Source organism: Synechocystis sp. PCC 7509 (genome assembly GCF_000332075.2).
In the GTDB taxonomy this organism is placed as follows: Bacteria; Cyanobacteriota; Cyanobacteriia; order Cyanobacteriales; family Chroococcidiopsidaceae; genus Aliterella.
In genome coordinates, this window is the sequence record NZ_ALVU02000001.1 from 3533592 (window position 1) to 3558552 (window position 24961).

Annotated in this window: 23 protein-coding genes; 8 read left to right on the forward strand and 15 right to left on the reverse strand. The window is 43.4% G+C overall.

The annotated features are described in order from the left end of the window. The first annotated feature begins 36 nt into the window (after positions 1-36). Both ruvB and SYN7509_RS0217685 read left to right on the forward strand, forming a co-directional pair. Positions 37-1134, forward strand: a complete 1098-nt coding sequence (ruvB, locus tag SYN7509_RS0217680) for a Holliday junction branch migration DNA helicase RuvB (protein ID WP_009633460.1) — start codon at positions 37-39, stop codon at positions 1132-1134. Then, positions 1131-1931, forward strand: coding sequence for a tetratricopeptide repeat protein (locus SYN7509_RS0217685; RefSeq protein WP_009633461.1), 801 nt, complete (start codon positions 1131-1133; stop codon positions 1929-1931). The genes ruvB and SYN7509_RS0217685 overlap by 4 nt, the downstream gene beginning before the upstream one ends. Here SYN7509_RS0217685 and SYN7509_RS0217690 read toward each other — a convergent pair. Then, entirely contained in the window at positions 1923-2696 is a 774-nt protein-coding gene (locus SYN7509_RS0217690) for a TIGR01548 family HAD-type hydrolase (RefSeq protein WP_009633462.1), read from the reverse strand. The genes SYN7509_RS0217685 and SYN7509_RS0217690 overlap by 9 nt on opposite strands. Before the next feature lie 98 nt (positions 2697-2794). Between SYN7509_RS0217690 and SYN7509_RS0217695 the strand changes: the two genes are divergently transcribed. The 3 genes from SYN7509_RS0217695 to SYN7509_RS0217715 all read left to right on the forward strand — a co-directional run bounded on the left by SYN7509_RS0217695 (position 2795) and on the right by SYN7509_RS0217715 (position 5568). Beyond that, the gene (locus SYN7509_RS0217695; protein ID WP_009633463.1) at positions 2795-3094 is read left to right on the forward strand and encodes a 30S ribosomal protein PSRP-3; all 300 of its coding nucleotides are present in this window, start codon (positions 2795-2797) and stop codon (positions 3092-3094) included. A gap of 423 nt (positions 3095-3517) precedes the next feature. Next, positions 3518-4816: a DEAD/DEAH box helicase gene (locus SYN7509_RS0217710; RefSeq protein WP_009633465.1), complete on the forward strand. Its 1299-nt coding sequence runs from the start codon at positions 3518-3520 to the stop codon at positions 4814-4816. A 407-nt stretch (positions 4817-5223) separates the two neighbouring features. Continuing rightward, on the forward strand, positions 5224-5568 hold the full coding sequence (locus SYN7509_RS0217715; protein WP_009633466.1) for a DUF1815 family protein: 345 nt from the start codon (positions 5224-5226) through the stop codon (positions 5566-5568). A gap of 87 nt (positions 5569-5655) precedes the next feature. Here the strand turns inward: SYN7509_RS0217715 and recA are convergent, their stop codons facing one another. From recA to serA, 5 genes are all read right to left on the reverse strand, one after another. Further along, positions 5656-6738, reverse strand: coding sequence for a recombinase RecA (gene recA / locus SYN7509_RS0217720; RefSeq protein WP_009633467.1), 1083 nt, complete (start codon positions 6736-6738; stop codon positions 5656-5658). A gap of 186 nt (positions 6739-6924) precedes the next feature. After that, entirely contained in the window at positions 6925-9576 is a 2652-nt protein-coding gene (locus SYN7509_RS0217725) for an MGH1-like glycoside hydrolase domain-containing protein (protein ID WP_009633468.1), read from the reverse strand. A 183-nt stretch (positions 9577-9759) separates the two neighbouring features. Further along, a complete protein-coding gene (locus tag SYN7509_RS0217730; RefSeq protein ID WP_009633469.1) occupies positions 9760-10965 on the reverse strand; it encodes a glutathione S-transferase family protein in 1206 nt (401 codons plus the stop codon). Positions 10966-11114: 149 nt separating this feature from the next. Then, the gene (gene prmA, locus SYN7509_RS0217735) at positions 11115-12008 is read right to left on the reverse strand and encodes a 50S ribosomal protein L11 methyltransferase (RefSeq protein WP_009633470.1); all 894 of its coding nucleotides are present in this window, start codon (positions 12006-12008) and stop codon (positions 11115-11117) included. Between the two features lie 12 nt (positions 12009-12020). Continuing rightward, positions 12021-13601, reverse strand: a complete 1581-nt coding sequence (serA, locus tag SYN7509_RS0217740) for a phosphoglycerate dehydrogenase (protein WP_009633471.1) — start codon at positions 13599-13601, stop codon at positions 12021-12023. 263 nt (positions 13602-13864) lie between these two features. Between serA and SYN7509_RS0217745 the strand changes: the two genes are divergently transcribed. Then, a complete protein-coding gene (locus SYN7509_RS0217745) occupies positions 13865-14380 on the forward strand; it encodes a hypothetical protein (RefSeq protein WP_009633472.1) in 516 nt (171 codons plus the stop codon). A gap of 28 nt (positions 14381-14408) precedes the next feature. Further along, positions 14409-15188: a photosystem II S4 domain protein gene (locus tag SYN7509_RS0217750; protein WP_009633473.1), complete on the forward strand. Its 780-nt coding sequence runs from the start codon at positions 14409-14411 to the stop codon at positions 15186-15188. Between the two features lie 94 nt (positions 15189-15282). Here the strand turns inward: SYN7509_RS0217750 and SYN7509_RS0217755 are convergent, their stop codons facing one another. The 9 genes from SYN7509_RS0217755 to SYN7509_RS0217800 form a co-directional block, all read right to left on the reverse strand. Next, positions 15283-16077 carry an SDR family NAD(P)-dependent oxidoreductase gene (locus SYN7509_RS0217755; RefSeq protein ID WP_009633474.1) on the reverse strand — a complete coding sequence of 265 codons (795 nt, stop codon included), beginning with the start codon at positions 16075-16077 and terminating at the stop codon, positions 15283-15285. A gap of 73 nt (positions 16078-16150) precedes the next feature. Next, positions 16151-17347, reverse strand: a complete 1197-nt coding sequence (coaBC, locus tag SYN7509_RS0217760; RefSeq protein WP_009633475.1) for a bifunctional phosphopantothenoylcysteine decarboxylase/phosphopantothenate--cysteine ligase CoaBC — start codon at positions 17345-17347, stop codon at positions 16151-16153. Continuing rightward, positions 17348-17563 carry a protein IsiD gene (gene isiD, locus SYN7509_RS0217765; RefSeq protein ID WP_009633476.1) on the reverse strand — a complete coding sequence of 72 codons (216 nt, stop codon included), beginning with the start codon at positions 17561-17563 and terminating at the stop codon, positions 17348-17350. Positions 17564-17684: 121 nt separating this feature from the next. Beyond that, positions 17685-18548, reverse strand: coding sequence for a 6-carboxytetrahydropterin synthase (locus tag SYN7509_RS0217770; RefSeq protein ID WP_009633477.1), 864 nt, complete (start codon positions 18546-18548; stop codon positions 17685-17687). Positions 18549-18640: 92 nt separating this feature from the next. Next, the gene (locus SYN7509_RS0217775; RefSeq protein ID WP_009633478.1) at positions 18641-19324 is read right to left on the reverse strand and encodes a J domain-containing protein; all 684 of its coding nucleotides are present in this window, start codon (positions 19322-19324) and stop codon (positions 18641-18643) included. 60 nt (positions 19325-19384) lie between these two features. After that, positions 19385-20356, reverse strand: a complete 972-nt coding sequence (gene cysK / locus SYN7509_RS0217780) for a cysteine synthase A (protein ID WP_028954410.1) — start codon at positions 20354-20356, stop codon at positions 19385-19387. Positions 20357-20424: 68 nt separating this feature from the next. Then, complete coding sequence (locus tag SYN7509_RS0217785; protein WP_009633480.1) at positions 20425-20862, reverse strand: RrF2 family transcriptional regulator; 438 nt, start codon at positions 20860-20862, stop codon at positions 20425-20427. Between the two features lie 157 nt (positions 20863-21019). Beyond that, positions 21020-22777 carry an iron uptake porin gene (locus SYN7509_RS0217795; protein ID WP_009633481.1) on the reverse strand — a complete coding sequence of 586 codons (1758 nt, stop codon included), beginning with the start codon at positions 22775-22777 and terminating at the stop codon, positions 21020-21022. A gap of 323 nt (positions 22778-23100) precedes the next feature. Further along, positions 23101-23658: an SPOR domain-containing protein gene (locus SYN7509_RS0217800; RefSeq protein ID WP_028954411.1), complete on the reverse strand. Its 558-nt coding sequence runs from the start codon at positions 23656-23658 to the stop codon at positions 23101-23103. A 194-nt stretch (positions 23659-23852) separates the two neighbouring features. On the opposite strand from SYN7509_RS0217800, the gene mnmA reads away from it, so the two are divergent. Beyond that, complete coding sequence (gene mnmA / locus SYN7509_RS0217805) at positions 23853-24908, forward strand: tRNA 2-thiouridine(34) synthase MnmA (protein ID WP_009633483.1); 1056 nt, start codon at positions 23853-23855, stop codon at positions 24906-24908. Positions 24909-24961 lie beyond the last annotated feature (53 nt).

Here is a 24961-nt window from a genome sequence, read left to right on the forward strand (position 1 = left end):
CTCTACCCACGCTAAAAAAGGCTAATAGCTGGCAATATGGCAATTATTTCTTCAAAACAAGACCCGAACCAACCAAATAAACAGCGCTCTGACACTGTAAAACGCGATCGCCCATTATCGCAACCATTACTAAAACCCGAAGTTACCGCCGAAGAAAAAGAGCCGCAAGAAGATAGTATTCGCCCTCACCGCTTTGCGGATTATATTGGGCAAAAAGAGCTAAAGGAAGTTCTCAACATTGCCATTAAAGCCGCTCTAGGGAGAAACGAAACCTTAGATCACTTATTACTATACGGCCCCCCAGGACTGGGAAAAACCACCATGTCGCTGATTCTAGCTGCCGAAATGGGGGTAGATTGCAAAATTACCAGTGCGCCCGCCTTAGAGCGTCCACGAGACATTGTAGGGTTATTGAATAGTCTTAAACCTGGCGATGTTTTATTTATTGATGAAATTCATCGCTTGTCGCGAATGACAGAGGAAATACTTTATCCAGCTATGGAGGACTTTCGCCTAGATATTACTATCGGCAAAGGTTCGAGTGCCAAAACTCGCTCTTTACCATTGCCAAAATATACGCTTGTGGGGGCAACAACTAGGGTAGGGGCGCTATCTTCACCCTTACGCGATCGCTTTGGTTTAATTCAACGCCTGCGGTTCTACGCCCACGACGAACTAACTCTAATTGTTTTACGCACCGCCCAACTACTGCAAACTTCTATTACCAATGATGGCGCAGAAGAAATTGCTAGGCGATCGCGCGGGACTCCTCGAATTGCCAATAGATTGCTAAAACGAGTGCGAGACTACGCCCAAGTCAAAAACGCTGGCATAATCGATCAATCCATTGCATCGGTTGCTTTGGAGCTATTCCAGGTCGATCCTTGCGGTTTAGATTGGACGGATAGACAGATGTTGAGCGTGATGATCGAACAGTTTAACGGTGGCCCAGTGGGTTTAGAAACAATGGCGGCGGCTACCGGAGAAGATACGCAGACAATAGAGGAAGTTTATGAGCCGTATTTAATGCAAATTGGCTACTTAAACCGCACTCCGCGCGGACGGGTTGCTTCCGCCGCCGCCTACAAACACTTGGGTTTTACCCCTCCAAATCAACAGTTATCTTTACTATGATGCGTTTAATTTCGATTATTTTACTTTGTGTACTTCTAGTATTTGGCTATAGCGATCGCGCGTTGGCGCAAAATAAACCCACACCCGAACAGTTGCAACAACTAGACACTCTAGCGCAAAAAGCAATTAAAGCTACTAATACGGGAGATTTTGCCACCGCCGAAACCTATTGGACAGAAATTATCGAGCAATTTCCCGATAATCCCGCCGCCGTCAGCAATCGGGGAAATGCGCGTATTAGTCAAAATAAATTAATTGAGGCTGTTTCCGATTTCAACAAAGCCATCGAGCTTGCACCTACTGCTACAGATCCCTATCTCAATCGCGGTACAGCTTTAGAAGGTTTGGGAAAGTGGGATGAAGCAATCGCCGACTACAACAAAATTTTGTCCCTCGATCCCAAAGACGCAATGGCTTACAACAATCGGGGTAATGCCGAAGCAGGTTTAGGTAATTGGGAAAAAGCAATTTCTGACTACCGTACTGCTGCCGATTTAGCGCCCAACTTTGCCTTTGCTAGAGCTAATTATGCGATCGCTCTTTATCAAAACAGTCAAACTGATGAAGCTATCCGTAATATGAGAAATATTGTCCGCAAGTATCCTAATTTTGCTGATATGCGAGCAGCACTAACGGCAGCTTATTGGGAACAGGGAAAACGAGGAGAAGCCGAAAGTAACTGGGTTGCAGCAGTTGGACTTGACAAGCGTTATAAGGATTTAGACTGGGTGGTTAAAGTCCGCCGTTGGCCGTCAAAAATGGTTGCAGCTTTAGAAAAGTTCCAAAAATTACAATAATACTAATTGCTCAATTTCTGCGGGTGTAAGTTCTTGAACATTGCTAAAAACCTTAGTCGCTCCCGACTCAATTAGAGTTTTGGTATAGTCACTGCGGCGTTCCTCTGATACCTGGACATGAGGGGGAAGAATACCTACACCAATCCAAGCTCTTTGAGGAAAACGCGATCGCGCTTTTTCTACTGTATACATATCCCCTACTGTATCCCCTACGTACACAACGGGCAGCATTTTATCAAGGTTTTGCTCTAACTGCTCCACGGCGGCAAAAAGTCCCGTAGGATCGGGCTTACCAGGGGCATCTTCCATCGCAATTAGTAAAGGAGATTGCAAACCTAGACGTTTTGATAACACATAATTAGCAGAGGCGCGAGTTGCACCGCTAAAAAAGCCCCAAGGAATACCAGCATTAGTTAGCCCGTTTAAATAACTTGGTTGCAATAATAAGGGTTCGTTGCAAATGTAACCATCCCAGTTATCAGGATCTTCGCCTCGGTAACGAGATTGAAAAAAAGCTACGATTTCCTGATAGTTAGTTTTAATTGATTGTCCTTGAGAGCGAAAATAACGGCAAATTAATTCTTGAGACGCTTCCCAATCGTTATTCCAAATCCCAACAGATTTTAGAGTGTCTATATCTAATTCACTGGGACGATAAGCTCCACCTGTAAAGCGTTCTACCGTGTCCGCCAACGCCCGACGATAGGAATTACCGACATCGCGGACTACTCCATCAATATCAAAAATTGCGATCGCACTACTCAAAATATTTATACCTAGTCAGGCAGATAAATCTGTATTGAGTTACAATAAGCGATCGCACGGTTTTAAGCAAGTTCAATACAAACAAGCGGAGGTAAGATTTGACCAAGTTTATTTTAAAAGTGCTGTGGTTAGATGAAAACGTAGCTTTAGCAGTAGATCAAATAGTAGGAAAAGGAACTAGCCCGTTAACTCGTTACTTTTTTTGGCCCCGCAATGATGCGTGGGAAGAATTAAAAAGCGAAATGGAAGCTAAACACTGGATAGCCGAACAAGATCGAGTTTCCGTACTCAATCAAGCTACCGAAGTGATTAATTACTGGCAAGAAGAAGGTAGAAGGCGACCCATTGCTGAAGCCCAATTAAAATTTCCAGAAATTGCGTTTACAGGTAGCGCCTAAGCTTAATAGCCAAAAGCAACCAAATTTTAACGGTGGCATTCCTTGCTACTGCTAATAATTAGTTGAGTGGTGGGGCAGAAGTAGCGATCGCGCCATTGGTACACCCGATGCAAGTACCAATTTCTGCCCTAATGCTTACTCACCTTTGATACTTTTGTCCAACGGCGACAAAATCAAACTGACCGCTTCCCAGGGAAGCAAGCGAGGATCGCCTTCTCCCCATAGAGAAATCACCATTGCCCTTGCTCAGGTAGTTTATGAAAATTACTGTTAAGATGAATTTCTGCTAGTGCATCCCGGTCTGTTGCTGGCGGATTGGACTTGCTTGTTCGAGCCATCCAACTAAACACACAAATTTTTTGCTCTTAGACTGGTTCCAGACCTTTGATTTGGATAGGGGCATTACTAGGAGCAATTGCAGCTATGACATTTTCTCATCTCGGTCTTTCGCAAGAACTGCTTAAAGCGATTTCCGAGCAGGGCTACACTCAGCCAACGCCCATTCAAAAGCAAGCAATTCCAGCTATTCTACAAGGAAAAGACGTTTTCGCCAGCGCTCAAACGGGAACGGGTAAAACCGCAGGTTTTACCTTACCTTTACTGCAACTGCTCAATAACACTAGCGCCAATAAGGGCGATCGCGCTCCTCGCGCCCTCATCCTCCTGCCTACTCGCGAACTAGCACAGCAAGTAGGTGATAGCGTCCGCACCTATGGCAAATACCTATCTCTGCGCTCGGCAGTAATCTATGGTGGGGTGGCAATTAGACCGCAAACTCAAACCCTGCGCCAAGGCGTTGATATTGTTGTCGCTACTCCCGGTCGTTTACTCGATCACTTAGAGCAAAAAAACCTGAATCTTTCCCAAATAGAGATACTCGTGCTGGACGAATGCGATCGAATGCTAGACATGGGTTTTATCCACGATATCCGCAAAATTTTAGCAAAGTTGCCCTCCTCCTCTCGGCAAACATTAATGTTTTCCGCCACCTTCTCAACCACAATCCGGCAACTTGCCAATACTTTACTTTCTTCTCCTACCTTAATTGAAGTTGCTGCCCGCAATACCGCCTCAGAGCAAGTAGAACAGGTAGTTCATCTTGTTGATCGCGATCGCAAACGAGAATTGCTGTCTTACACGATTAGTTTTCACAACTGGAAACAAGTATTAGTCTTTACCCGCACAAAACACGGTGCTAGTCGTTTAGCCGAGCAACTTGCTAAAGACGGGCTACAAACTGCCGCAATTCATGGCAATAAAAGTCAATCAGCCCGGATGAAAGCTTTAAACGATTTTAAGCAAGGCAAGGTAAGGGTATTAGTTGCTACAGATGTGGCTTCTAGGGGATTGGATATCGAGCGGCTACCTTATGTTGTCAATTATGAATTGCCCAACGTCCCCGAAGACTACGTACATCGTATTGGTCGTACAGGTCGCGCTGGTAAGGAAGGGCGAGCCGTTTCCTTAGTCTGTAAAGAGGAATATGAATATTTAGAGAGCATCGAAAAGTTGCTCAATCAGACCCTTGTCAAAGAAGTAGTTTCCGGGTACGAGCCTAGCTCTCTACCAGTAAATTCTGACATTAAGCGATCGCCGCCCAAACGCTCTCAGCAACGACGCAGCAACTGGGCAAAGTCCGCGACACCAGCCAAGACTCCCCCGCAACAAGCCAAAAAGTCGCGTCCAAAAACGACTCCACACCGCCTCAGCACCCTTGGTTAGATTAGTTGAGGGTTGATAATTTGTTGTACCTCTGCTCAAAACAGAGGTAGGAAGTATATTTATAAAAGAAATATACTTCCTGTTTATTTGAATAATCAGCGCCGCAAGGTGGCTGAAACCCTGGTCTATCAAAAGTATGAAATACAGGAAACTTATTTTAATTAAAAATATACTCATTATGCTTGCTCAATCAGTACCTTGACTATGTGCCAATAAAAGCAACAGCATTTTTATTTATTAAAGATTTAGCAGTTTTATCGGGGATCGGTTAGTCTCGATATGTAAGTGCGTAATAAAAGCAACCCCCTACAAAGTTTCTTTACAAATTTATTCAACTAAATTAGGAGTAAATCTAAAGAAAATATAAAAAAGGGTTTACAATTAAGTGTGGTGTTTGGAGGAAAACAGTGTTTCTAAGACTAGCACAGCAACACCGGCAATTTGTTCAGGATCTGGTAATGAACCTACAAGCTTTAGCTATTGTACTAGAGCGTCGCGGCTACCCAGCATCTTGTTATACCTGTGGCGGTCAAATGAGCAGTGCCTCATTTATGGTAAGTTTGAATAAAGATCATCTGATCCGGTTTTTGGTATCCGACTATGGAATCACCTGGACAGAAATGCGAGACGATCGCGAACTGATGAAATTGGAAGGGGCAGAAGCCATTAGTCAACTTCAAGAATTGGCAGACTTGGTCAAATACTCGATTGCTCCTTGCGAGGCTCCAACTCTAGTTACCAAAACAATTTAATCAGTACAGACAAATATAACGATAAGAATTAGTTTCACATAAAATAGCGCCCCAACTAGGAGCGCTATTTTTTGGTTCTAATGGTATCTACTCGTTATCTAGCTCATCGACTTCATCAACAGGATCATCTTCATTAACTACCGCTACAGAGTTGGCAGAAACAACCGCTCCCATTTCTAGTTTTTGGCGTACCTGTTGCTGGACAATTTCGGCAATTTCTGGTTTTTCTTCTAGGTACTTGATGGCATTATCTCGACCTTGAGAAATATTTTCGCCGTTGTAGCTGTACCAAGCTCCTTTACGCACAATAACTCCAGTTTCTTCAGCCAAATCTACGATGCAACCTAAAGTAGAAATACCTTTGCCAAAAATAATGTCAAACTCAGCAATGCGAAAGGGCGGAGCAACTTTATTTTTGGCGACTTTAACTTTGACGCGGTTGCCAAACTCGTCTGTACCTTTTTTCAAAGTTTGAATCCGACGAATATCTAGGCGCACCGAAGCGTAAAATTTTAGCGCATTACCGCCCGTTGTTGTTTCGGGGCTACCATAGGTAACGCCAATTTTTAGCCGTAACTGGTTTAAAAAGATAACTGTGCAGCCAGATTTACCAATATTGCCAGTAATTTTCCGTAAAGCTTGACTCATCAACCGAGCTTGCAAGCCAACATGGACATCGCCCATCTCGCCTTCAATTTCTGCTCGTGGTACTAGCGCCGCTACAGAGTCAATGACGACAATATCAACCGCCGCACTTCGCACTAGCTGGTCAACAATTTCTAATGCTGATTCTCCGGTGTCTGGTTGGGAAACTAGCAAGTTTGCAATGTCTACACCCAAAGCTGCGGCGTAGGTAGGATCGAGAGCGTGTTCGGCATCAACAAAAGCGGCAACACCGCCATTTCTTTGCACTTCCGCCAAGGCATGAAGGGCTAAAGTTGTTTTACCAGAACTTTCTGGACCATAAATTTCAATTACCCGCCCTTTGGGTAAACCGCCGCCTAGAGCCAAATCTAGGGTAAGCGCACCGCTAGAAATTGTTTCTACTTTCATGCGGGTGGCATCGCCAAGGCGCATGATTGCACCTTTACCAAAGCTGCGCTCGATTTGGGTAAGAACTAAGTTTAGGGCTTTTTGCTTTCCAGAGGTGTCTGTTGTTTCGATTGCCATTCGCGCCTCAAAGTAGGGAGGTATATAAAAATTGTAAGTTTGTTCAGCAGTAGTGCAGATATACTATTTTACCGAATTTTTTGCCTCTGAGCCGAGTCAGCAAGCTAGGATTAAGTGAAGTAATGTAAAGCTGTTTGGGTCTACGGCGGATGTTGTTACGTTCGTTGCATTATGAAGACTAACAAGCTAATTTTTTTGGGGATGTTTTATTTCTTGGCATTGCTCAATCAACGTTGCGATTAAGCCCGTCCAACCTGTTTGATGACTTGCGCCTAATCCTGCACCGTTGTCGCTGTGGAAATACTCGTGGAAAAGCATTAAGTCGCGCCAGTGGGGATCGGTTTGAAACTTTGTTACTCCACCATTAAAAGGACGTTGATTTGTATCATTAGTCAGAAAAATCTGCCTTAGCCTTCGTGATAGTTCCGTTGCTACTTCTTTTAAGTTCATTTTTTGCCCCGAACCTGTGGGACACTCAACCAAAAAATCATCACCTAAGTAGTTATAAAAGTTTTGCAGCGACTCAACGATCAGATAATTGATGGGAAACCAGATTGGCCCGCGCCAGTTGGAATTACCACCAAATAAAGCTGTTTTTGATTCTGCTGGCTCATAATCTACCCGGTATTCGGTGTCATCAATATTAAGGATATAAGGATGAGACTTGTGGTATTTAGAAACTGAGCGAATTCCATAGGGACTTAAAAACTCCTGTTCATCGAGCATTTTGTGCAAAATACGGCGGAGTTTGTCGGGATAGGCGATCGCAAGTTGTCTTCTTGCACCCACACCGGGGGTTTCCATACAAGCAACATTTCTTTTCAAGTCAGGACGATTATTGATAAACCAATCCATTCTGCGTTTGAAGTTGGGAAGCTGTTTTAAGGTTTCCGGTTCCAATGATGCGATCGCAAATAAGGGAATTAAACCTACTAAGCTGCGTACTTTCATTGTGACTTGGCGATCGTCTTGAAATTGCAGCGCATCGTAATAGAAACCATCTGTTTCATCCCATAGGGACACTTTGTGATTGCCCATACCATCCATTGCTTCGGCAATTCTAAGAAAATGCTCAAAAAATTTACTAGCAATATCTTCATAAGCTGAGTTTTCTATTGCTAATTCCAAGGCAATTGTCAGCATATTTAAGGCATACATTGCCATCCAACTCGTACCATCAGCTTGTTGAATATAGCCGCCTACGGGTAACTTGGCACTGCGATCGAATACTCCAATATTATCCATTCCCAGAAAGCCACCTTGAAAGATGTTTTTGCCTTCTATATCTTTTCGATTCACCCACCAAGTAAAGTTTAATAGTAGCTTTTGAAATACTCTTTCTAAAAAATGCCGATCCGCTCGTCCATATATTTGTTTTTCTATCTGATAAGTGCGCCAAGTTGCCCACGCATGAACGGGGGGATTTACATCGCCAAAAGTCCATTCATAAGCTGGCAGTTGCCCATTTGGGTGCATATACCATTCTCTTGTTAAGCGGCTAAGTTGACGTTTGGCAAAATCGGGATCGATAACTGCTAGAGGGATGACATGAAACGCCAAATCCCAGGCTGCATACCAGGGATATTCCCATTTATCGGGCATGGAAATAATATCATTATTAAATATATGTACCCATTCGCTATTTCTAACGTTGTAACGTTCTTTTGGGGGCGGTACAGTATCGGGATCGCCTTTCAACCAATCTTCCACAACGTAATAATAAAATTGCTTGCTCCACAACATTCCGGCGTAAGCTTGACGTTGAATATTGCGCTCGTCTGAGGATAATTTACTAGCAGAAACTCGTTGATAAAATTCGTCGGCTTCAGCTTTACGAGTTTGAAATATATTTGTAAATTCTTCAGCTTTTAATTGGGGCGAATCACTAAGACGTAACCAGATAGTTTCTGTTTCGCCTGGTTTAACTATTAAAGTATAATGAGCGGACACTTTAGTACCAGTTAAATCAGGATTTACGGTAGGTTTATTGTGAATTAAATAATTATTAATTCCATCTTTTACAAAAGGCGAAGTGTTTGGTGTATTAAAGATTTTTTGATTATTGGTTTCATTTTCTGTAAATAATAAGTTAGTTTTACCGTGACAATATAACCAGCGTTCCCCTAAAGTTGGATGAGCAGCTTCAATAATACTAAAATCATTGTTAGATTCAACAACTTTCATAATTGGCTTGGGATTTTTGCTATTCCAAGTCCAATAGTTTCTAAACCAAAGCGTAGGTAATAGATGTATGGGCTTTTCTTCAGTTCCTCGGTTGGTAATACTAATTTGCATTAATATATCTTCGGGGGAATTTTTGGCATATTCGACCAATACATCAAAATAGCGATCGCCGTCAAATATACCAGTATCGATTAATTCAAATTCTGGATTAGTGCGATCGCGCTGTTTGTTTGTTTCCACTAATTTTTGATAGGGAAAAGCAGCCTGCGGGTATTTATACAAACACTTCATATAAGAATGAGTGGGAGTGTTGTCTAAATAAAAATAATATTCCTTGACATCTTCGCCATGATTGCCTTCATTACCTGACAAGCCAAAGAATCTTTCTTTAATAATTGGATCTTCACCATTCCATAAAGCGATCGCCAAACACAATCTTTGGTGATTGTCAGAAATACCCGCAATCCCATCTTCTCCCCAACGGTAAGCGCGAGATCGGGCTTGCTCGTGAGGAAAATAATCCCAAGCCGCCCCATCAGGACTATAATCTTCTCTGACCGTACCCCATTGGCGATCGGCTAGGTAAGATCCCCAGCGTTTCCAGTAGCCCGTGCGATCGCGATCGGCTTGTAATCTTGCTTCTTCGGGATTCATGATTTACTGCTTTGTATTGCTCTATTACAACTTAGATTTTTGACTATTGCCTGCCGCTTGATGGAAAGGAATTTATTTTTTTAGTGATTTTTGATAGCTAAACAATTAGCTACCAATTTTGTGAATTTTGCCCTGATTTTCCTAACCAATATTTTAAAGAAAGGGAGAGGGCAAAAGGCTTAGTTAAAGTTTGACAAAGTTCGCCGGATTTTGGTCGCGCCGATGCTTAGTTTCAATAGGAGTACCTTGTTCTTTACCTGCTAAGGCGGCAGTTATTTCTAAAGATTCTCTAAGCCGTCTAGCTGCATAGATTGACATATCTCGCGGGACATTAATGCGATCGCGCAAGTATCGCAAAGCCTTATCCGATCCCGGCGGCGGCGGACAAGCTTGGTGAGTCATCAGATGAGTCAGAGTACATCGCAAAGCCGTATCTATCAATGCGTCATCAGAGGGATTGACGCGAATAATATTGGCGCGATGCTTCATTACCCGATAAAGCGCCTCTAGGCGCGAGGTAGTAGGTTCTTCGGGGTAAGTTGCATCGGGTAAACCATCCCAAGGGCCACAATCAACTCTTTGCTGGTTAATCAGGTTTTGCGGTTCGCCATTAGCAAAGCATCCTCCCATTTGGGGCGGCAAGTCATGGGCATGAGTATGAAAATCGCTTTGAGTACCTCGGTAAGTTGGTCTAGTTTCCATGGCTGTAAACCAGTCAGATAAACGGGGATGTTCTTCGCGTAGGGAGTAACCTTTGTAGTAATACAAACTAGCATTCATACGTTCGATATAGGGAGTAAAAATTACATCCACTGTCCCAAACTCCTCTAGAAAATAAGGACTTGGCGTAGCCGCGATCGCTGTTTCGACTTTTGCCACCATATTTATAAATCGCTCGCGGTTTTCTTGGTCTTTTCGAGCCGAAGAGGGATAGCATAACCAACTACACCATTCTCTAAACAACCGTCGCTCCAGTTGCCTTAGTGGTAGGACTTTGGGATGCAACATACTTAGTCCCAAGGGTTCGTAAACTTGCTCCAAGGCAATTAAAATATCATCGCTTTCAGTAATAATGCGACCATCTAGCTCAATGGCGGGTAGCATTCCTGAAGGTACTTTGCGCTTGTACCAGCTTTCTTTTTCCCCGTAGCAGAACATAGTTACTTTTTCGATGCGATAGGGAATTTGTTTTTCCTCTAGCCACAGCCAAATTTTCTGACAATAAGGACACCAGGCGTGATTGTCTCTGTATAGTGTCACCCGCACTTGGGACTCGCTACCACCAAACAGACGCAACTGAGCTTGAGCATTGGTTGCACCATTGACGGTATCGATTTCAAAATTAGTGAGGGCTTCTAGTTCTGTCCAGCTTAAAGCAGCAATAGTCATAGGGCAGGGGTTGTAAATGCTCTCAAAACTATTATTTTATCTTGACTCATTGCTAGTTTAAAGACACTACCCCAGCTATTGTAAGTTAGACTTCGCCCTAACCTATTCTCTAATTACTACTATGGGGCAAATCCGCCCCAAGTCTAGCTTTAAGAGCGGCGAACATTAAAGCAACACCATTCTTTGCGCCGCCAGATAGTCGCCACAACCCAGCCATTATGCTCTAAAGCATCGGCTACATCTGCCGCTTGGTCGAGTAATACACCACTAAATATCCCCCAAGTTGTCGGCTTACAAATCGCGCTTAGTTCGGGAATTAGGCGAATAATTACTTCTGCCAAAATATTGCACATAATGCCGTCTACTTGTTCGTTGTGGAGTAGCTTTCGCACTTGCTCTACACTACCTTTATCTACAAGTAAGCGATCGCTTGTAATTTTATTTAGCTCCCGATTGCTGGTAGTAGATTCTACAGCTAATAAATCCGTATCTACGGCATAAACTTTACTAGCACCAAGTAGCAACGCACCAATAGAAAGAATGCCCGAACCGCAGCCAATGTCTGCCAAAACTTCGCCTTGGGAATCTTCATCAATCCGCATTTCCAATGATTCCAAACATAGCTGAGTTGTGGCATGATTGCCTGTACCGAAAGCCATTCCCGGATCGAGAGTCAGAACTAAACGAGTTGTATTTTCTGGTACTTCTATCCAAGCTGGATTAATTAAAAAATACTCGCCGATTTCCTCTGGTTGCCAGTAGTCTTTCCAACTACTAGCCCAGTCTTCTTCATCCATCAATTGCCAATGCAACGATGGCGCAGGTAGTTCAGCAATTAAAGCATCTTGCCTTAGCCACAATGACAGCGCTGCCAAATCTAGCAGTTGGACTTGATTTCTGGGCAAATAAGCCTTTACTAAGCTGGTAGCGCCCTTATTTTCACTGGCTGTCCCCTGACAGCCAAACTTTTCCAAGCGCCAGAAAACTGATTCTTCCAGGCTTGGATCGCAATTAATTTGTAGTTCCCACCAACTATTTGCCATAAATTAGCAACATTATAAAGTGACCGTATAAGCATCTCTAATTCCGGGAACTTTGATAATTTCCGCTAAAATTCCATCGGGTAAAGGATCGTCCAAGCTCAACACCATTACCGCATCACCCCGGACAATTTTACGTCCTACCTGCATACTGGCAATGTTGACATTGAAGCTTCCTAGCAACGAGCCAATTTTACCAATTAGTCCCGGCATATCGCGGTGCAAAGTAAATAACATATGTTGAGTTGGGGGAACATTTATTGGAAATTCGTCAATATCTGTAATCCGAATTTCGCCATCTCCTAGTAATGCGCCAGTAACTGAATGAGAGCCTAACGAACCTTTGGCTTCTAAATACAAAGATCCGGCATAATCTTTCACCGCCGCATCTCGCGTTTCAATAACTCTAATTCCGCGCTCTTTTGCCTCAATGCTGGCATTTACATAGTTTACTCGTTCGCGCAAAGCTTCAGATAGCAAGCCTTTTAGCGATGCCACTACTAAAGGTTGGCTTTTATTGGTGGCGAGTTCTCCTTGAAGTTTGACATTGAGCAACTCTACTCTACCCCCCGCCAATTGACCGACAAACTTACCTAAAGTTTCGGCTAACTGCATATAAGGTCGTAGTTCTTCCATTACATCCGGGCTAATACCGGGAATATTTACCGCACTACGGGCGGGTAAGCCTAGCAGTACGTCCCGAATTTGCTCGGCGACATCTATGGCTACGTTTACTTGCGCTTCGGCGGTGGATGCGCCCAAATGAGGCGTTAAAATTGCTTGTTTGCCCAAAGCTCGAAGGGGCGATTCTCCCAAAGGTTCGGTTTCGTAGACATCTATGGCTGCGCCGCCAATAAGTCCCTTTTCTAAGGCTTCAGCTAGAGCAATTTCGTCAATAATTCCGCCTCTAGCACAGTTAATAATTCTAGCGTTGGGCTTCATCTTGGCTAAAGCTTCGGCGTTAATTAGGTGGGTTGTTTCGGGAGTTTTGGGGATGTGTAGGGTAATGTAATCAGATTCTCGCAACAGTAAATCCATATCTACCAAACGACAACCTAATTGTTCGGCGCGTTCGTTAGAAATGAAGGGATCAAAAGCAATTAGTTTCATCCCCATTGCTTTAGCAACGTTGGCTACATGAGAACCAATTTTGCCTAAACCAACAACTCCTAGAGTTTTTTTGTAAACTTCTGCGCCGACGTAGCTTTTACGATCCCACTGTCCGCTTTTTACTGATGTATTGGCATCGGGAATGTAGCGAGAGAGCGCCATCATCATTGCTAGGGCGTGTTCGGCGGCGGCAATGGTGTTACCTTCAGGGGAATTTACAACTACGATGCCTCGGCGGGTAGCGGCAGGTACATCGACGTTATCCACCCCCACGCCTGCCCGTCCGATAATTTTTAGCTGAGTTCCAGCATCAATAATTTCTTTGGTGATCCGGCTACCAGAGCGGATCATTAGTGCGTCGTACTCTGGAATGATTTGGATAAATTGTTCGGGCGATAAATTGGTTTTGATGTCAACCGTCGCTACTTGGGAGAGAATGTCAATTCCAACTTGGTCGATGGGGTCAGATACAAGAACTTTGGGCATTTTTCTGGAGGAAGTCGCGCTATACTTTGCTTTTACAGTGGTCAATAAGTTTTAACTTTAGCTAGGCTTGGGTTCGAGGGTGAAGACTTCACTTTATTATTGTTTGCAAGTCAAAAGTGCGATCGCACTTCCCCGTCACAGCGACACCAGCAATAATTGTTCTTGTCATCTTTAAAATAACTATAAGTTTAGGGCATACTCGCAGCAAGTTAAACTATAACCCAAAGCCGAAACAAGCACTAACAAAATAAGATCGCATTTTTATGAACTATCTTATCGCCGTAATGAGCGATCGCATTTCTGCCGAAGCCGCCTATGTATCTTTGGAAAAAGAAGGTATCCCGCTTACAAATATTAGTATTTTAGGTAAAGGTTACAAAACGGCAGATGAGTTTGGTTTAATCGATCCCAACGCCGAAGCTAAAAAACAATCGCGTTTACTCTCTTTTTGGCTAGTACCTTTTGGATTTATTGCGGGTGGGGCTTTTAATTGGCTCACTGGTTTAAATACTTTTCCTTGGGCGGGGACAACGGGTAACATTGCTATTGGCGCGCTTTTAGGCGCGATGGGTGGCTTTATGGGCAGCTTTTTCGCTGGTGGTGGCGTAGGTTTAACTTTAGGTGGCGGCGATGCGCTTCCTTATCGCAACCGTTTGAACGCAGGCAAATATTTAGTAGTTGTCAAGGGATCGGATCTGGTTACTCGTCAAGCTAATCGAGTTTTGAGAAAATTTGAGCCAGAAAACTTACAAGGATATAACGATCCCGACGAGCAGTAATAAAATTCATCTAAGTTAAAAGTTTTAAATGTTGCCAAGAGAAGAAATTTTAAAGGGTGTAGAAAATCGAGACAGTATAGCGCGGGTAATCGATCGCGCTGAACAAGCTATTAAAACGTGGGAAGTTGTGTTAACAGATTTCCTTTCCCCCCCCGAACTTGCAGAGCTACAAAAGGTGTTTAGTCGCTTGACAGAGGTGCAATTATTGGCTTGGGGTGGGTACGAACAAGCCGAACGTCAACGCTTGGCTGTCGCTCGCTCGGAAATGCCTTTAGAACGCCATCAAGTGGAGTTAGTGGCGCTAGAAATTGCCGGAAACTTTCTATTTGATACAGCAACTCACCGCGACTTTTTGGGGGCGATGTTGGGGACGGGAATTGTCCGCGAGAAGACGGGCGATGTGATTGTACTAGGCGAACGGGGAGCGCAGGCGATCGTTACTCCAGAAATTGCCGAATTTTTAGAAATGAGTTTGCAACAAGTGCGTTCTGTTCCCGTAAAAACTCAGCGTATCGATTTAAGTGAGTTAAAAATTAGAGAACCCAAAAAGAAGGAATCGACTACTGTTGAAGCTTCTTTGAGATTGGATGCGATCGCTTCTGCGGGTTTTGGAATGTCGCGCAGCAAAATGTCTGATTTAATTGATGGCGGCGATGTGCGCGTCAATTGGAAAGATATTACTCAAGCAAGTTATCAAGTCAAGTCTGGCGATTTAATTGCTGTTAGCGGTAAAGGAAGATTGGAAGTTGGCGAGATTATGATTACTAAAAAAGAACGTTATCGCATTCAATTAACTAGATATATGTAGGTAACAGAAACTCGGCGTTGCATACTTCAAGGGATGAAAATCATCGACTGCAATTTTTGCTGATGAGTAGAGACGTTGCAGTGCAACGTCTCCACTAATTTTTATCTACACCTGTACCTAAAATAGTTTTCCACAAATTTACTAAAGCTTCTCTAGGTAAAAATCGCGGTATATTTACCAACACTTGATTTCTAATATCTCCCGGTACAATACTAGAATGCTTGTTTTTTAGTGCTTCTAAGGCTTCTTTTACTATTACTTCGGGGGGCGTAGAATTAAGTTCCGACGCTTTGGCTAAAAAGCTGGGAAATTCTGCATCTGCAAAAAAGCTTGTAGGTGATGGGCCCGGACAAACCGCAAGAATATCAACATTGTAACGGCGATTTTCTGCCCACAAAGCTTCGCTAAAACTCAATACAAAGGCTTTACTAGCTGCGTAAACACTAAAGTATGGCATCGGTTGAAAGGCGGCGCTTGATGCCATATTAATTATGCCTCCCAAGCGGCGATCGCGCATTCCTGGCAAAAATTGATGAGTTAAGTCTACTAAAGCCAATATATTCACTTGAACTATCTTTACTTGCTTTTCACCGTCTCGCTCGGCAAAATCTCCGTAGTCACCAAAACCCGCATTGTTGACCAACAAATCAATAGTTATACCTTTTTGATTTACCTTGTCAAATACATCTTTTGCAGCGTTTGGTGCTGTCAAATCTTGAACAATAATATCTACTTCAATTTTGAACTGCGATCGCAACAGTTGCGCTAATGATTCCAGCTTTTCCTCGGATCTTGCTACCAAAACTAAATTCATTTGCTTTTGTGCTAGTTCTTGGGCGAATGTCTCCCCAATTCCCGCCGAAGCTCCAGTAATTAAAGCAGTTTTCATTAACTAATCTTGTTGAAACTCTTTAAATCTTAACAATTTACCCTACAAAAATGCTCTATCAACTGGAATGAATCTAAAATAACATTTGGATAAAATCGTATAAATGATGGGCTAGTTGGAGTTTGCTACAAGCAGGGATTTCTACTTGACGATTAGCGTCTATAAAAACTGCCGAGTTTGAATCGCTCCCAAAACCACTATTAGGTAAATCAACGGGGTTAGCTGCGATCGCATCTAACGCCTTTGACTGCAATTTCGCCAACGCTGGCTTGACAATATCTCCAGTCTGTGCAGCAAAACCAATCAAACGTTGATGCGGCTGTTTTAATTGTCCCAATTCTGCCACAATATCCCCAACTGGTGCTAAAGGTAAGCTTTGAGGGAGGGACTTTTTTGGTAACTTTTCGCTGCTGTAAGTTGCTGGTTTTACATCCGCTACCGCCGCCGCCATGATTGTAATATCCGCATCAGCAAAGTTATTTAACATTGCTTGACGCATTTCGTCAGCGCTTACAACCCCAATTGCTTGTACTCCTACAGGTATATCGCCGCTAACTGGTGCGTGAACGAGGGTGACTATTGCGCCTCTATTTATTGCCGCTTGCGCTAAAGCTAAACCCATTTTGCCTGTAGAGGGATTGCCGATAAACCGCACCGGATCTAAATATTCTCGCGTTCCTCCGGCGCTAATCAATACTTGCTTTCCGACTAAGTCTTGCTGCCATTTTGCATACAAAAGCGATCGCAAATTAGTAAAAATTTCCTTTGGTTCTGCCATACGCCCCGCACCTACGCGATCGCAAGCCAATAACCCATAACCTGTTTGCATACCATAATATCGCTTATCTGTCAATAACTGCTGCCAATTGCGTTGTACTGATAATTGCTGCCACATTTCTGTATTCATGGCAGGAGCGAGTAAAATCGGACAATTAGAAGCTAAAACAGTATTAGTTAGCAGATTATCCGCCATCCCATGAGCTAGTTTAGCAAGAGTATTGGCTGTTAAAGGCGCAATAACTAAAACTTCTGCCCATTCGCCCAAATCTATATGTAGAGGGCGATTGTAGGGTTGCCAGAAATCTTTATCGGTGTAAGCTTGGTGACGAGCCAGAGTAGCTAAAGTTAAAGGTGTAATAAACTCTTGGGCGGAGTCCGTGAGAATTACTCGTACTTCCGCCCCAGCTTTGAATAGTGTTGATACAAGTTCGCAAACTTTGTAAGCGGCAATACCGCCGCCTACGCCAACTAAAACTTTTCTGCCGAGCATTTATAACTCGTCGCAAGGATCTAAATCTAATAGATAAACGAAAGCCTCTACCAACTCTGGACGCTGAAAGGCGATCGCGCGGAGCAAATGCCAGTCGTTCAATCCGTCAAAAGCATTTGTGTAATTGTCTTGCTCAAGACGTATTGCTAAGTCTTCCACTTCTTCCGCAGACATGACGGCAATGTCTTTTTTAGAAAAGCTCAAAGTTTCTACCATTACTCGCGCCTCCAGCATCATTTAAGTGCAGTAGCCTATAGAGTTACATTATTGCAACTACCGTAACTATTTTAATGGCATAAGTAGAATTGTGTAATTAAATTGTCATTAGTATTTTTGACTATACCGAGGTCAAAACTGCATTGCTAGTGGTACTTGTTGCGGCAATTTGAGGGCAATAGACTTCACAAGAATTATTGGGGCTTTCAATTAGCTTAATTTTATGTAAAGTTGCGCCCAATTGCTCAATAGGAAGTCGCAATAAGTCCTGAATACGGACGGCAATATTTTCCGCCGTTGGGACAATTTGGGCAAAATAAGCAATATCTTTATTTAAAAAGGTGTGATCGAATGATTCAATTACTTGCTCGTCAATAACGGTTTGCAAAGCGCCTAAGTCAACTAACATACCTGTCCTAGGATCTATTTCCCCTTTTACAGTCACTTCCAAATGATAATTATGCCCGTGACCGTTGGGACGAGCGCATTTACCGTAAATTTCGACATTTTCCTCATAACTAAGATCGGGATGCGCCAGACGATGAGCGGCGCTAAAGTGAGTGCTGATAGATAAATAAGCTTCCATACCGTTTCCTTGATAATCTGCCCAAAGTTGAGGGTGTTCAAATAGTTGAATATTGACTAGAGGTAAATGAGATTCTAGCTTTTGCCAGATAATCCGGGCAATATTTTCGGTAGTAGGCAAAGTTTGTTGAAATTCTGACCAAGCATCATTAAGGTAGGAATAGTCTAACTGACTTGTAATTTCGCGTTTAATTACCTGCTTGACTTCCGACAAATTCATTACCATGCCATAGCGGTCTAATTCTCCGGCGATCGCCACATACAATACATAATTATGTCCATGTCCAGGATTGCGGGTACATAAACCAAAAAGTTGATTATTTTCAGCTTCGCTAAGTTCTGGCAACCAATAGCGATGACTGGCAGAAAATTGAGCGCGGCGATTGACAATACATTGCATGAGTATTTAGACGCAGTTTGTAAAAAATCTTAACCTACCTTCTTACAGGATAAAGCAAGTTTTATTTAACTCCCTGGCTCAAAACGGTGATTTTAGGCAAAGTCAGCTAAAGCACTTTGTACATCGTCATGTAAACCCGCCGCAATGCGGAACAATTCTTGACCAACATGAAGATAGCGATCGTCGTAGTTGAGGGGAAAATAGTTTAACTCGTCCAGTCCGTCGGCTAAATGATTCAGGCAATAGTAAAGATGAGCCGCCGCACTAGCTACAATCGGCGGATTGGGCATAGAACGAAAAATACTTTGAGCTTCTTTAAGAAAATCGCGGCAGTTTTTTAGATAATCTTGGAATCCTTCTAATAACTCATCATCAAAAGGATCTGCCGCTAGTTCGTCGATTTGTTCGTCTAGAGAATTAAGAATGTTATCTAAAAGCCCATTGACTGGTTGATAAACTTGTTGTAGCCATTTTTGTACTTGTTCATCTGCCGCCCTACCTCGTTTGCGAGGAATGCTATTGCTCTTTACCGAACTTGTAGGCTTAGTTTGAACTTTACTAGCATTCAATTGGCGATCGTAGGAGCGCCGATTAGCCGTATCTTTCAAGATTTCGTAAGCTGCATTAATCCGAATAATCTGTTCGCTGTCGCCATCAGCCCGATTGCGATCGGGATGAAATTGCTTGACTAAGCGGCGGTAAGCCTGTTTAATCTCCCCACTTGTGGCATCAGGAAGCACCTGTAGGGTGTTGTAGTGGTTGTTAAAATCTGCCATTTAACCACTTTAGCGCAAGAAAGCAGAGGGCAAAAGTATAATATATTGCCCTCTTGGTTTCTATTCTCTAATCCCTGCAATTGCTGGCATTCGCGGCTCCAAATCTTGGAATAATGGCGTACTTAAGTAGCGTTCGCCAAAACTTGGCTGAATCATCACGATCAGTTTTCCGGCGTTTTCTGGGCGCTGGGCAACAACGATCGCCGCTTTTAATGCCGCACCAGAGGAAATGCCCGAAAGCAGCCCTTCTTCGCGCGCCAAACGCCGCCCGTAAGCAATCGCTTCATCATCGCTAACTTTAACTACTTCATCAATCATATTTACATTCAAAACTTGGGGAATAAAACCCGCCCCAATGCCTTGAATTTTGTGCGCTCCGGGGTTGCCTCCCGATAAAACTGGGCTATTGACGGGTTCAACGGCGATCGCTTGAAAACTAGGTTTTAGCGCCTTAATCACTTCCGCTACCCCCGTCAGTGTCCCCCCAGTGCCGACTCCGGCGACAATCATATCTACTTGTCCGTCGGTATCTTCCCAAATTTCTAGAGCCGTGGTTTCGCGGTGAATTTGGACATTTGCGGGGTTGCGGAACTGCTGCAACATATAAGCATTGGGGGTTGTATCCGCGATCACTTGCGCCCGCCGAATTGCCCCACTCATACCTTCAATACCGGGAGTTAGTTCTAATTGCGCCCCATAAGCCCGTAACATCGCCCGGCGTTCGCTGCTCATGGTATCGGGCATGGTCAAAATTAAGCGATACCCTCTAGCGGCGGCGGTCATTGCTAGAGCAATTCCGGTATTTCCTGAAGTTGGTTCTACTAATATTGTTTTGCCAGGAGTAATTAGTTTTTCCTGTTCGGCGGCATTAATCATACTCACGCCAATGCGATCTTTAACCGAGGCGGAGGGATTCATGCTTTCAAGCTTTACCACAATTTGCGCTACACATCCCTCCGCTTGGGGAATGTGGTTCAACTGCACTAAAGGAGTGCGACCGACTAATTCTGTAATATCGTGAGCAATACGCATAGTCTTAGTTAGTTGTGTAATCGATGGGTCTAACAGCAAACAAAAAACTCAGGGAAATTCTCATCTACTTAGATGTAATACATTAAATTCAATTGCTTTCTAGCAGAGCGTTGATCGCAAAGATCCTGAAGCGTGTAATTGTGCAAAACTAAGTCCGCCGCTTGCCGTGCTTCCTGCCAGATTTCTTGAATTACCGCACTTTCTAATGTTTTGGGATTAGCTTCTTCTTCCGATGAATTAGAGTTTAACCCCTCCAAGCATCCCATCACCTCCAATAAAGTAATTTTCCAAGGTTCTCTTGCGAGAATGTAACCACCTTTTGCCCCGCGTTGGCTTTTGACTATTCCGCCACGCCTCAAGGTTGCTAATAGCTGTTCCAAGTAGCGATCGGGGATATGTTGTTCTGCTGCAATTTGCCGAATTTGCAGAGGTTCGCCGCCAGCATAATGACTTGCTAGTTCTAGTAAGGCAAGCAAAGCATATTCAGATTTACAAGAGATGTCCACAGGCAAAAATGAGCGCGAAAGATAATTAAAATTGTTATCGGCTTTAGGTTCATTATACTACGGTTCTCCACTGGGGTTTGCTAGTTTAGTTAAAAATAGCAAAGAAAAACCCCGCCTAGTTGCGGGGTTTTGAGCATTCAAGTAGATATTACCAAGTTTAGAAAGTGAATGTTGTTCTTAAAGTGCCAATTACGATGTCTTCTCTATTAGCACTTTGACCTGGAGCTGTTAACCAGATTACACCAGGAGTGAGGGAGATGTTATCGGTTAACTGATACTTGTAAAAGCCTTCGATGTGATAACCATAGTTAGGATCGAAGCTGCGACGTGCTACGCCGGGAGTATCCAAGCTTCTTAATGTTGGTTCTACGCCAGCAATAATTCCGAGTACGTTACCTTCTTTGCCTAAATCTGGGAAGGCAACACCAAGAGCGTAACTCCAAACATCCGCACTTCCGAGATCAGCAATTTCAATATCGGTTTTAGTTACCCAGCCGCTAATGGAAATGCGATCGCTTAAGCGCAAAGCTGCTGATAATCCATAGGAGTCGGTATTTAGTCTTGTTGCCCCGCTTAACAACGAACTAGGATCGTTTGCCTGAGCCGAACCTTCTATAGGCGCACCAATAGCTCTTGAGGCAGAACTGCCAAGATCAAAAATTCCATCTCCAGCATTGTGATAGCCTCTAACGTAGGTTGCCGCAATCCCAAAGCGATCACCTAAGTTAAAGTTAATTTGTCCCAAGGCACTAAAGTCACCTTCAATCAAGCCTAAACTATCATCAGGGCTGTTGGCATTGTCTGCAAAATAACCCAAACTAATCGATGTAGCACCTAGCACTCCTCTTTCACCAAAAGGAATGTTGATACCGCCACCGCCGCCACCACCAATGTTGTAGATTGGGTTGCGTTCGGCAAAGGTTGAAAGCGCACCATTACCCCCGGTAAAGTTTTCAAAATAAGGATTCAATGTCGGCACAAAGTCGGTATAAATACCCCCAACGGCGGCGAGATAAACGCGGGCTTTCTCAAATATTGTAAATTCGTAAGCTGCCCAGTCAAGGAAAACGCTATTGTCTGTTGATGGTGCGAGATTAAAGGTTTGCTGTCCTTCAAACGTTCCCCCTGTATTAAAGGTTTGGGCGTTCCCCGCAGCTAGGCGGGTATGTAAAATATCTGTGCCGTTAAAGCTACTTTGAAATTCTAGGCGAGCGCGAGCTTGCAAGACGGTATTGTTTTCAGCGTCTACATTATCGCCAAAAGTATCGGAGACGGCAGCAACTACTTCACCAAGTAGCTTAGTCGTAGTTGAAAATTGATTTGCTTCTAGTTCGGCGGTGACGACTTCTAGGCTGTCTACTCTACCGCGCAAGGTCGCAAGTTCTGTGGCAAATTCTTCTTGTAGTCTTTGCAAAGTTGCTAAGTCTTCTCGTCTTACTGCGTCGGCAGTAGCGGTGGCAATTAATTCATTAACTCTGTCTAAACAAGCATTTAAGCCTGCTGCAAATTCATATCTTGTGGTCGCTCGATTTCCTCGGTACGTGCCGTCAGGATAACCTGCTATACAGCCATAACGCTCTACTAACGATTGCAATGCCTGAAATGCCCAGTCAGTAGGCTGTACGTCCGACAACTGCGATACTGAAGTTACTTGCGCTATTGAATTGCTGTTGCCTTTGCCTTCGTTGCTGTAAGTATCGATCGCTCTTAGTGTATCAACGGGTGCGATCGCTTCTTGGGGTTGAGCTTCTACACTTGTTTGCGCGATCTTTAGCTCTTTTTCTGCTACAACAACTGGTAATTGCGCTTTAGTTGTTTTGATTTCTTCTGTAGCCATTGCCACGGGTGCGATCGCTACTATTGCGCCTATTACTGCTGGGTATAACAGTAAAGCTTGCCAAAATATTTTAGACATTGTTTATTCCTCACACCTTCAATTAAAAAATTATCGATTGCCGACGGCTAAACCGTCTGTCAATTTACGTACACTTCGATAAATAACCACACTAAGAAAATTCTATAGCTAAGTTATCTCAACGTAAAGCTTAATTAAGATTAATTTAATCTCTTAATGTTTCGTGCCTATTTATAGTATTTCGTATAGCAAGTAACAACTAATTTATAATAAATGTGCATTTATTATTTAGGCTGGCATCGCTACCTAGCGTTGCTATGGAGGTTACAGGCTACAAGCATTGAAGCTAATCAGCTTAGGGGTTGAATCTAGTAGATTTAAGTCTAAATGGTGGGAACTACGACAGAATAAAACCTAGACTTGTCGGTGGTCACAGCTACTGCCTTGACAGTAGTTAAATTAAATATGTAGGAAGTAATGCCAAAAGATTGCAAGTTTTGAGCTAGGCTAATAGCATTTAATTGGTTGCTAAAAACTCCAGCTTGAATTACAGTTTTTCCTTGAAGTTGTCGCCTAAAAGCCGTTGGAATAGTTTGTTTAATTTGTTCTAGTTGAGTGGGATCGTCAATATAAACTAAGTAACTATCAGCTTTTTGGGTAATAGACGGTTCTGGGGCGCGAAAATCAAGATCGCGGGGAACAAATACTTCTTCCAGTCCTGGGGAGTCCTTAGACTTATTTAATTGCGGTGCGGGTAAAGTGTCAACTACAGTTTGAGCGATCGCCAGGGGACTTGAAAATAGGGGAATAACTGTTGAAGTTGCTATACCTACACCCAGTAAAAATTGACAGCCAAAAAAAGCGGTAAAACGTTGATTTATCCGAAACATGGTTGAAGAAGTAATAGTGTGAAAAGGTGCGATCGCGCTAAACAAGCGCAAATAATTAGACGGTTACAGTAACATTAGGTTGCGGGAAAATTAAATTCAAGCGCAATTTCTCGGAAAAATTTAGCCAAAGAATAATTATTAGCGCTAAAACTCCGTAATTCTGCGGTGTTTTACCTTAGAAATCGCCTGTTCCACAAAGTAAAGTGTTAACTTAGAATATAATCCGGGCATTTGGGTAGACGAATATGGACAAAGTTGTGGTTGGTTTATCTGGTGGGGTAGATAGTTCCACCGCCGCCGCTATTTTGCGAAGTCGCGGTTATGAAGTTGTGGGCTTGACGCTGTGGTTAATGAAAGGCAAAGGTCAATGTTGCTCAGAGGGGATGGTTGATGCGGCGGAACTTTGCCAGCAATTAGGGATTCCCCATCATGTAGTTGATAGCCGGGAAGTATTTGAAGCAAATATTATCGATTACTTAGTAGCTGGTTACGGTGAAGGGATTACCCCTTTGCCTTGCTCGGCTTGCAATAAAACAGTAAAGTTTGGACCCATGGTAAAGTATGCCCGTGAAGAATTGGGTATTGACAAAATTGCCACAGGTCACTATGCCCAAATAACTTATGATCAGACATCAAGGCGTTATCAATTGCGTAGAGCCGTAGATCGCAACAAAGATCAATCCTACTTTCTATACGATCTTAGTCAAGAAATGTTAGCCGCTTCCGTGTTTCCATTGGGAGAGTACGTTAAAAGCGAAACCCGTCTTATTGCTGCTTCTTACGGGCTAAAAACGGCGGATAAGCCAGAAAGTCAAGATTTGTGCTTAGTCGAAAGTCACGGCTCGATGCAAACGTTTTTGGATAAATATATTGCTCCCAAAAAAGGCGATATTGTTGACAAGGAAGGCAAAGTATTAGGTCAACACGACGGCGTACATCACTATACAATTGGACAGCGTAAAGGGCTGGGAATTGCTGCCCCAGAGCCTTTGTACGTGGTGGGGTTGGATGCAGTGAGCAATAAAGTTATAGTAGGCGATCGCACAAGCGCCGATAAAAACGAATGTACCGCAAACCGAGTCAACTGGGTAAGTATTGACGAACCAGTAACGCCAATTCGCGCCGAAGTCCAGATACGTTATCGTTCCAGTGCTGTACCTGTGACGGTTATTCCTTTAGAAAATTCGCGCGTCAAGTTAGTATTTGACGAGCCGCAATTTAGCATTACTCCCGGTCAAGCGGCAGTTTGGTACGATGGCGATGTTGTGTTAGGTGGCGGGATTATTGAAAAGCAGACTTAAAATTATTAAGTAAGTTTTTGAGAGGTGAACTTAAGGAATTGTCTCAACTACTA

Excerpts from the sequence above, each read along its gene's own strand:
- SYN7509_RS0217775 (WP_009633478.1), bottom strand. The coding sequence starts at position 19,324 with ATGGCAGATTTTAACAACCACTACAACACCCTACAGGTGCTTCCTGAT.
- SYN7509_RS0217745 (WP_009633472.1), top strand. The coding sequence starts at position 13,865 with ATGAACTATCTTATCGCCGTAATGAGCGATCGCATTTCTGCCGAAGCC.
- SYN7509_RS0217710 (WP_009633465.1), top strand. The coding sequence starts at position 3,518 with ATGACATTTTCTCATCTCGGTCTTTCGCAAGAACTGCTTAAAGCGATT.
- SYN7509_RS0217795 (WP_009633481.1), bottom strand. The coding sequence starts at position 22,777 with ATGTCTAAAATATTTTGGCAAGCTTTACTGTTATACCCAGCAGTAATA.
- SYN7509_RS0217730 (WP_009633469.1), bottom strand. The coding sequence starts at position 10,965 with ATGACTATTGCTGCTTTAAGCTGGACAGAACTAGAAGCCCTCACTAAT.
- mnmA (WP_009633483.1), top strand. The coding sequence starts at position 23,853 with ATGGACAAAGTTGTGGTTGGTTTATCTGGTGGGGTAGATAGTTCCACC.
- coaBC (WP_009633475.1), bottom strand. The coding sequence starts at position 17,347 with ATGCTCGGCAGAAAAGTTTTAGTTGGCGTAGGCGGCGGTATTGCCGCT.
- prmA (WP_009633470.1), bottom strand. The coding sequence starts at position 12,008 with ATGGCAAATAGTTGGTGGGAACTACAAATTAATTGCGATCCAAGCCTG.
- cysK (WP_028954410.1), bottom strand. The coding sequence starts at position 20,356 with ATGCGTATTGCTCACGATATTACAGAATTAGTCGGTCGCACTCCTTTA.
- recA (WP_009633467.1), bottom strand. The coding sequence starts at position 6,738 with ATGGCAATCGAAACAACAGACACCTCTGGAAAGCAAAAAGCCCTAAAC.
- SYN7509_RS0217685 (WP_009633461.1), top strand. The coding sequence starts at position 1,131 with ATGATGCGTTTAATTTCGATTATTTTACTTTGTGTACTTCTAGTATTT.
- serA (WP_009633471.1), bottom strand. The coding sequence starts at position 13,601 with ATGCCCAAAGTTCTTGTATCTGACCCCATCGACCAAGTTGGAATTGAC.
- SYN7509_RS0217750 (WP_009633473.1), top strand. The coding sequence starts at position 14,409 with ATGTTGCCAAGAGAAGAAATTTTAAAGGGTGTAGAAAATCGAGACAGT.
- SYN7509_RS0217725 (WP_009633468.1), bottom strand. The coding sequence starts at position 9,576 with ATGAATCCCGAAGAAGCAAGATTACAAGCCGATCGCGATCGCACGGGC.
- ruvB (WP_009633460.1), top strand. The coding sequence starts at position 37 with ATGGCAATTATTTCTTCAAAACAAGACCCGAACCAACCAAATAAACAG.
- isiD (WP_009633476.1), bottom strand. The coding sequence starts at position 17,563 with ATGGTAGAAACTTTGAGCTTTTCTAAAAAAGACATTGCCGTCATGTCT.
- SYN7509_RS0217755 (WP_009633474.1), bottom strand. The coding sequence starts at position 16,077 with ATGAAAACTGCTTTAATTACTGGAGCTTCGGCGGGAATTGGGGAGACA.
- SYN7509_RS0217770 (WP_009633477.1), bottom strand. The coding sequence starts at position 18,548 with ATGCAATGTATTGTCAATCGCCGCGCTCAATTTTCTGCCAGTCATCGC.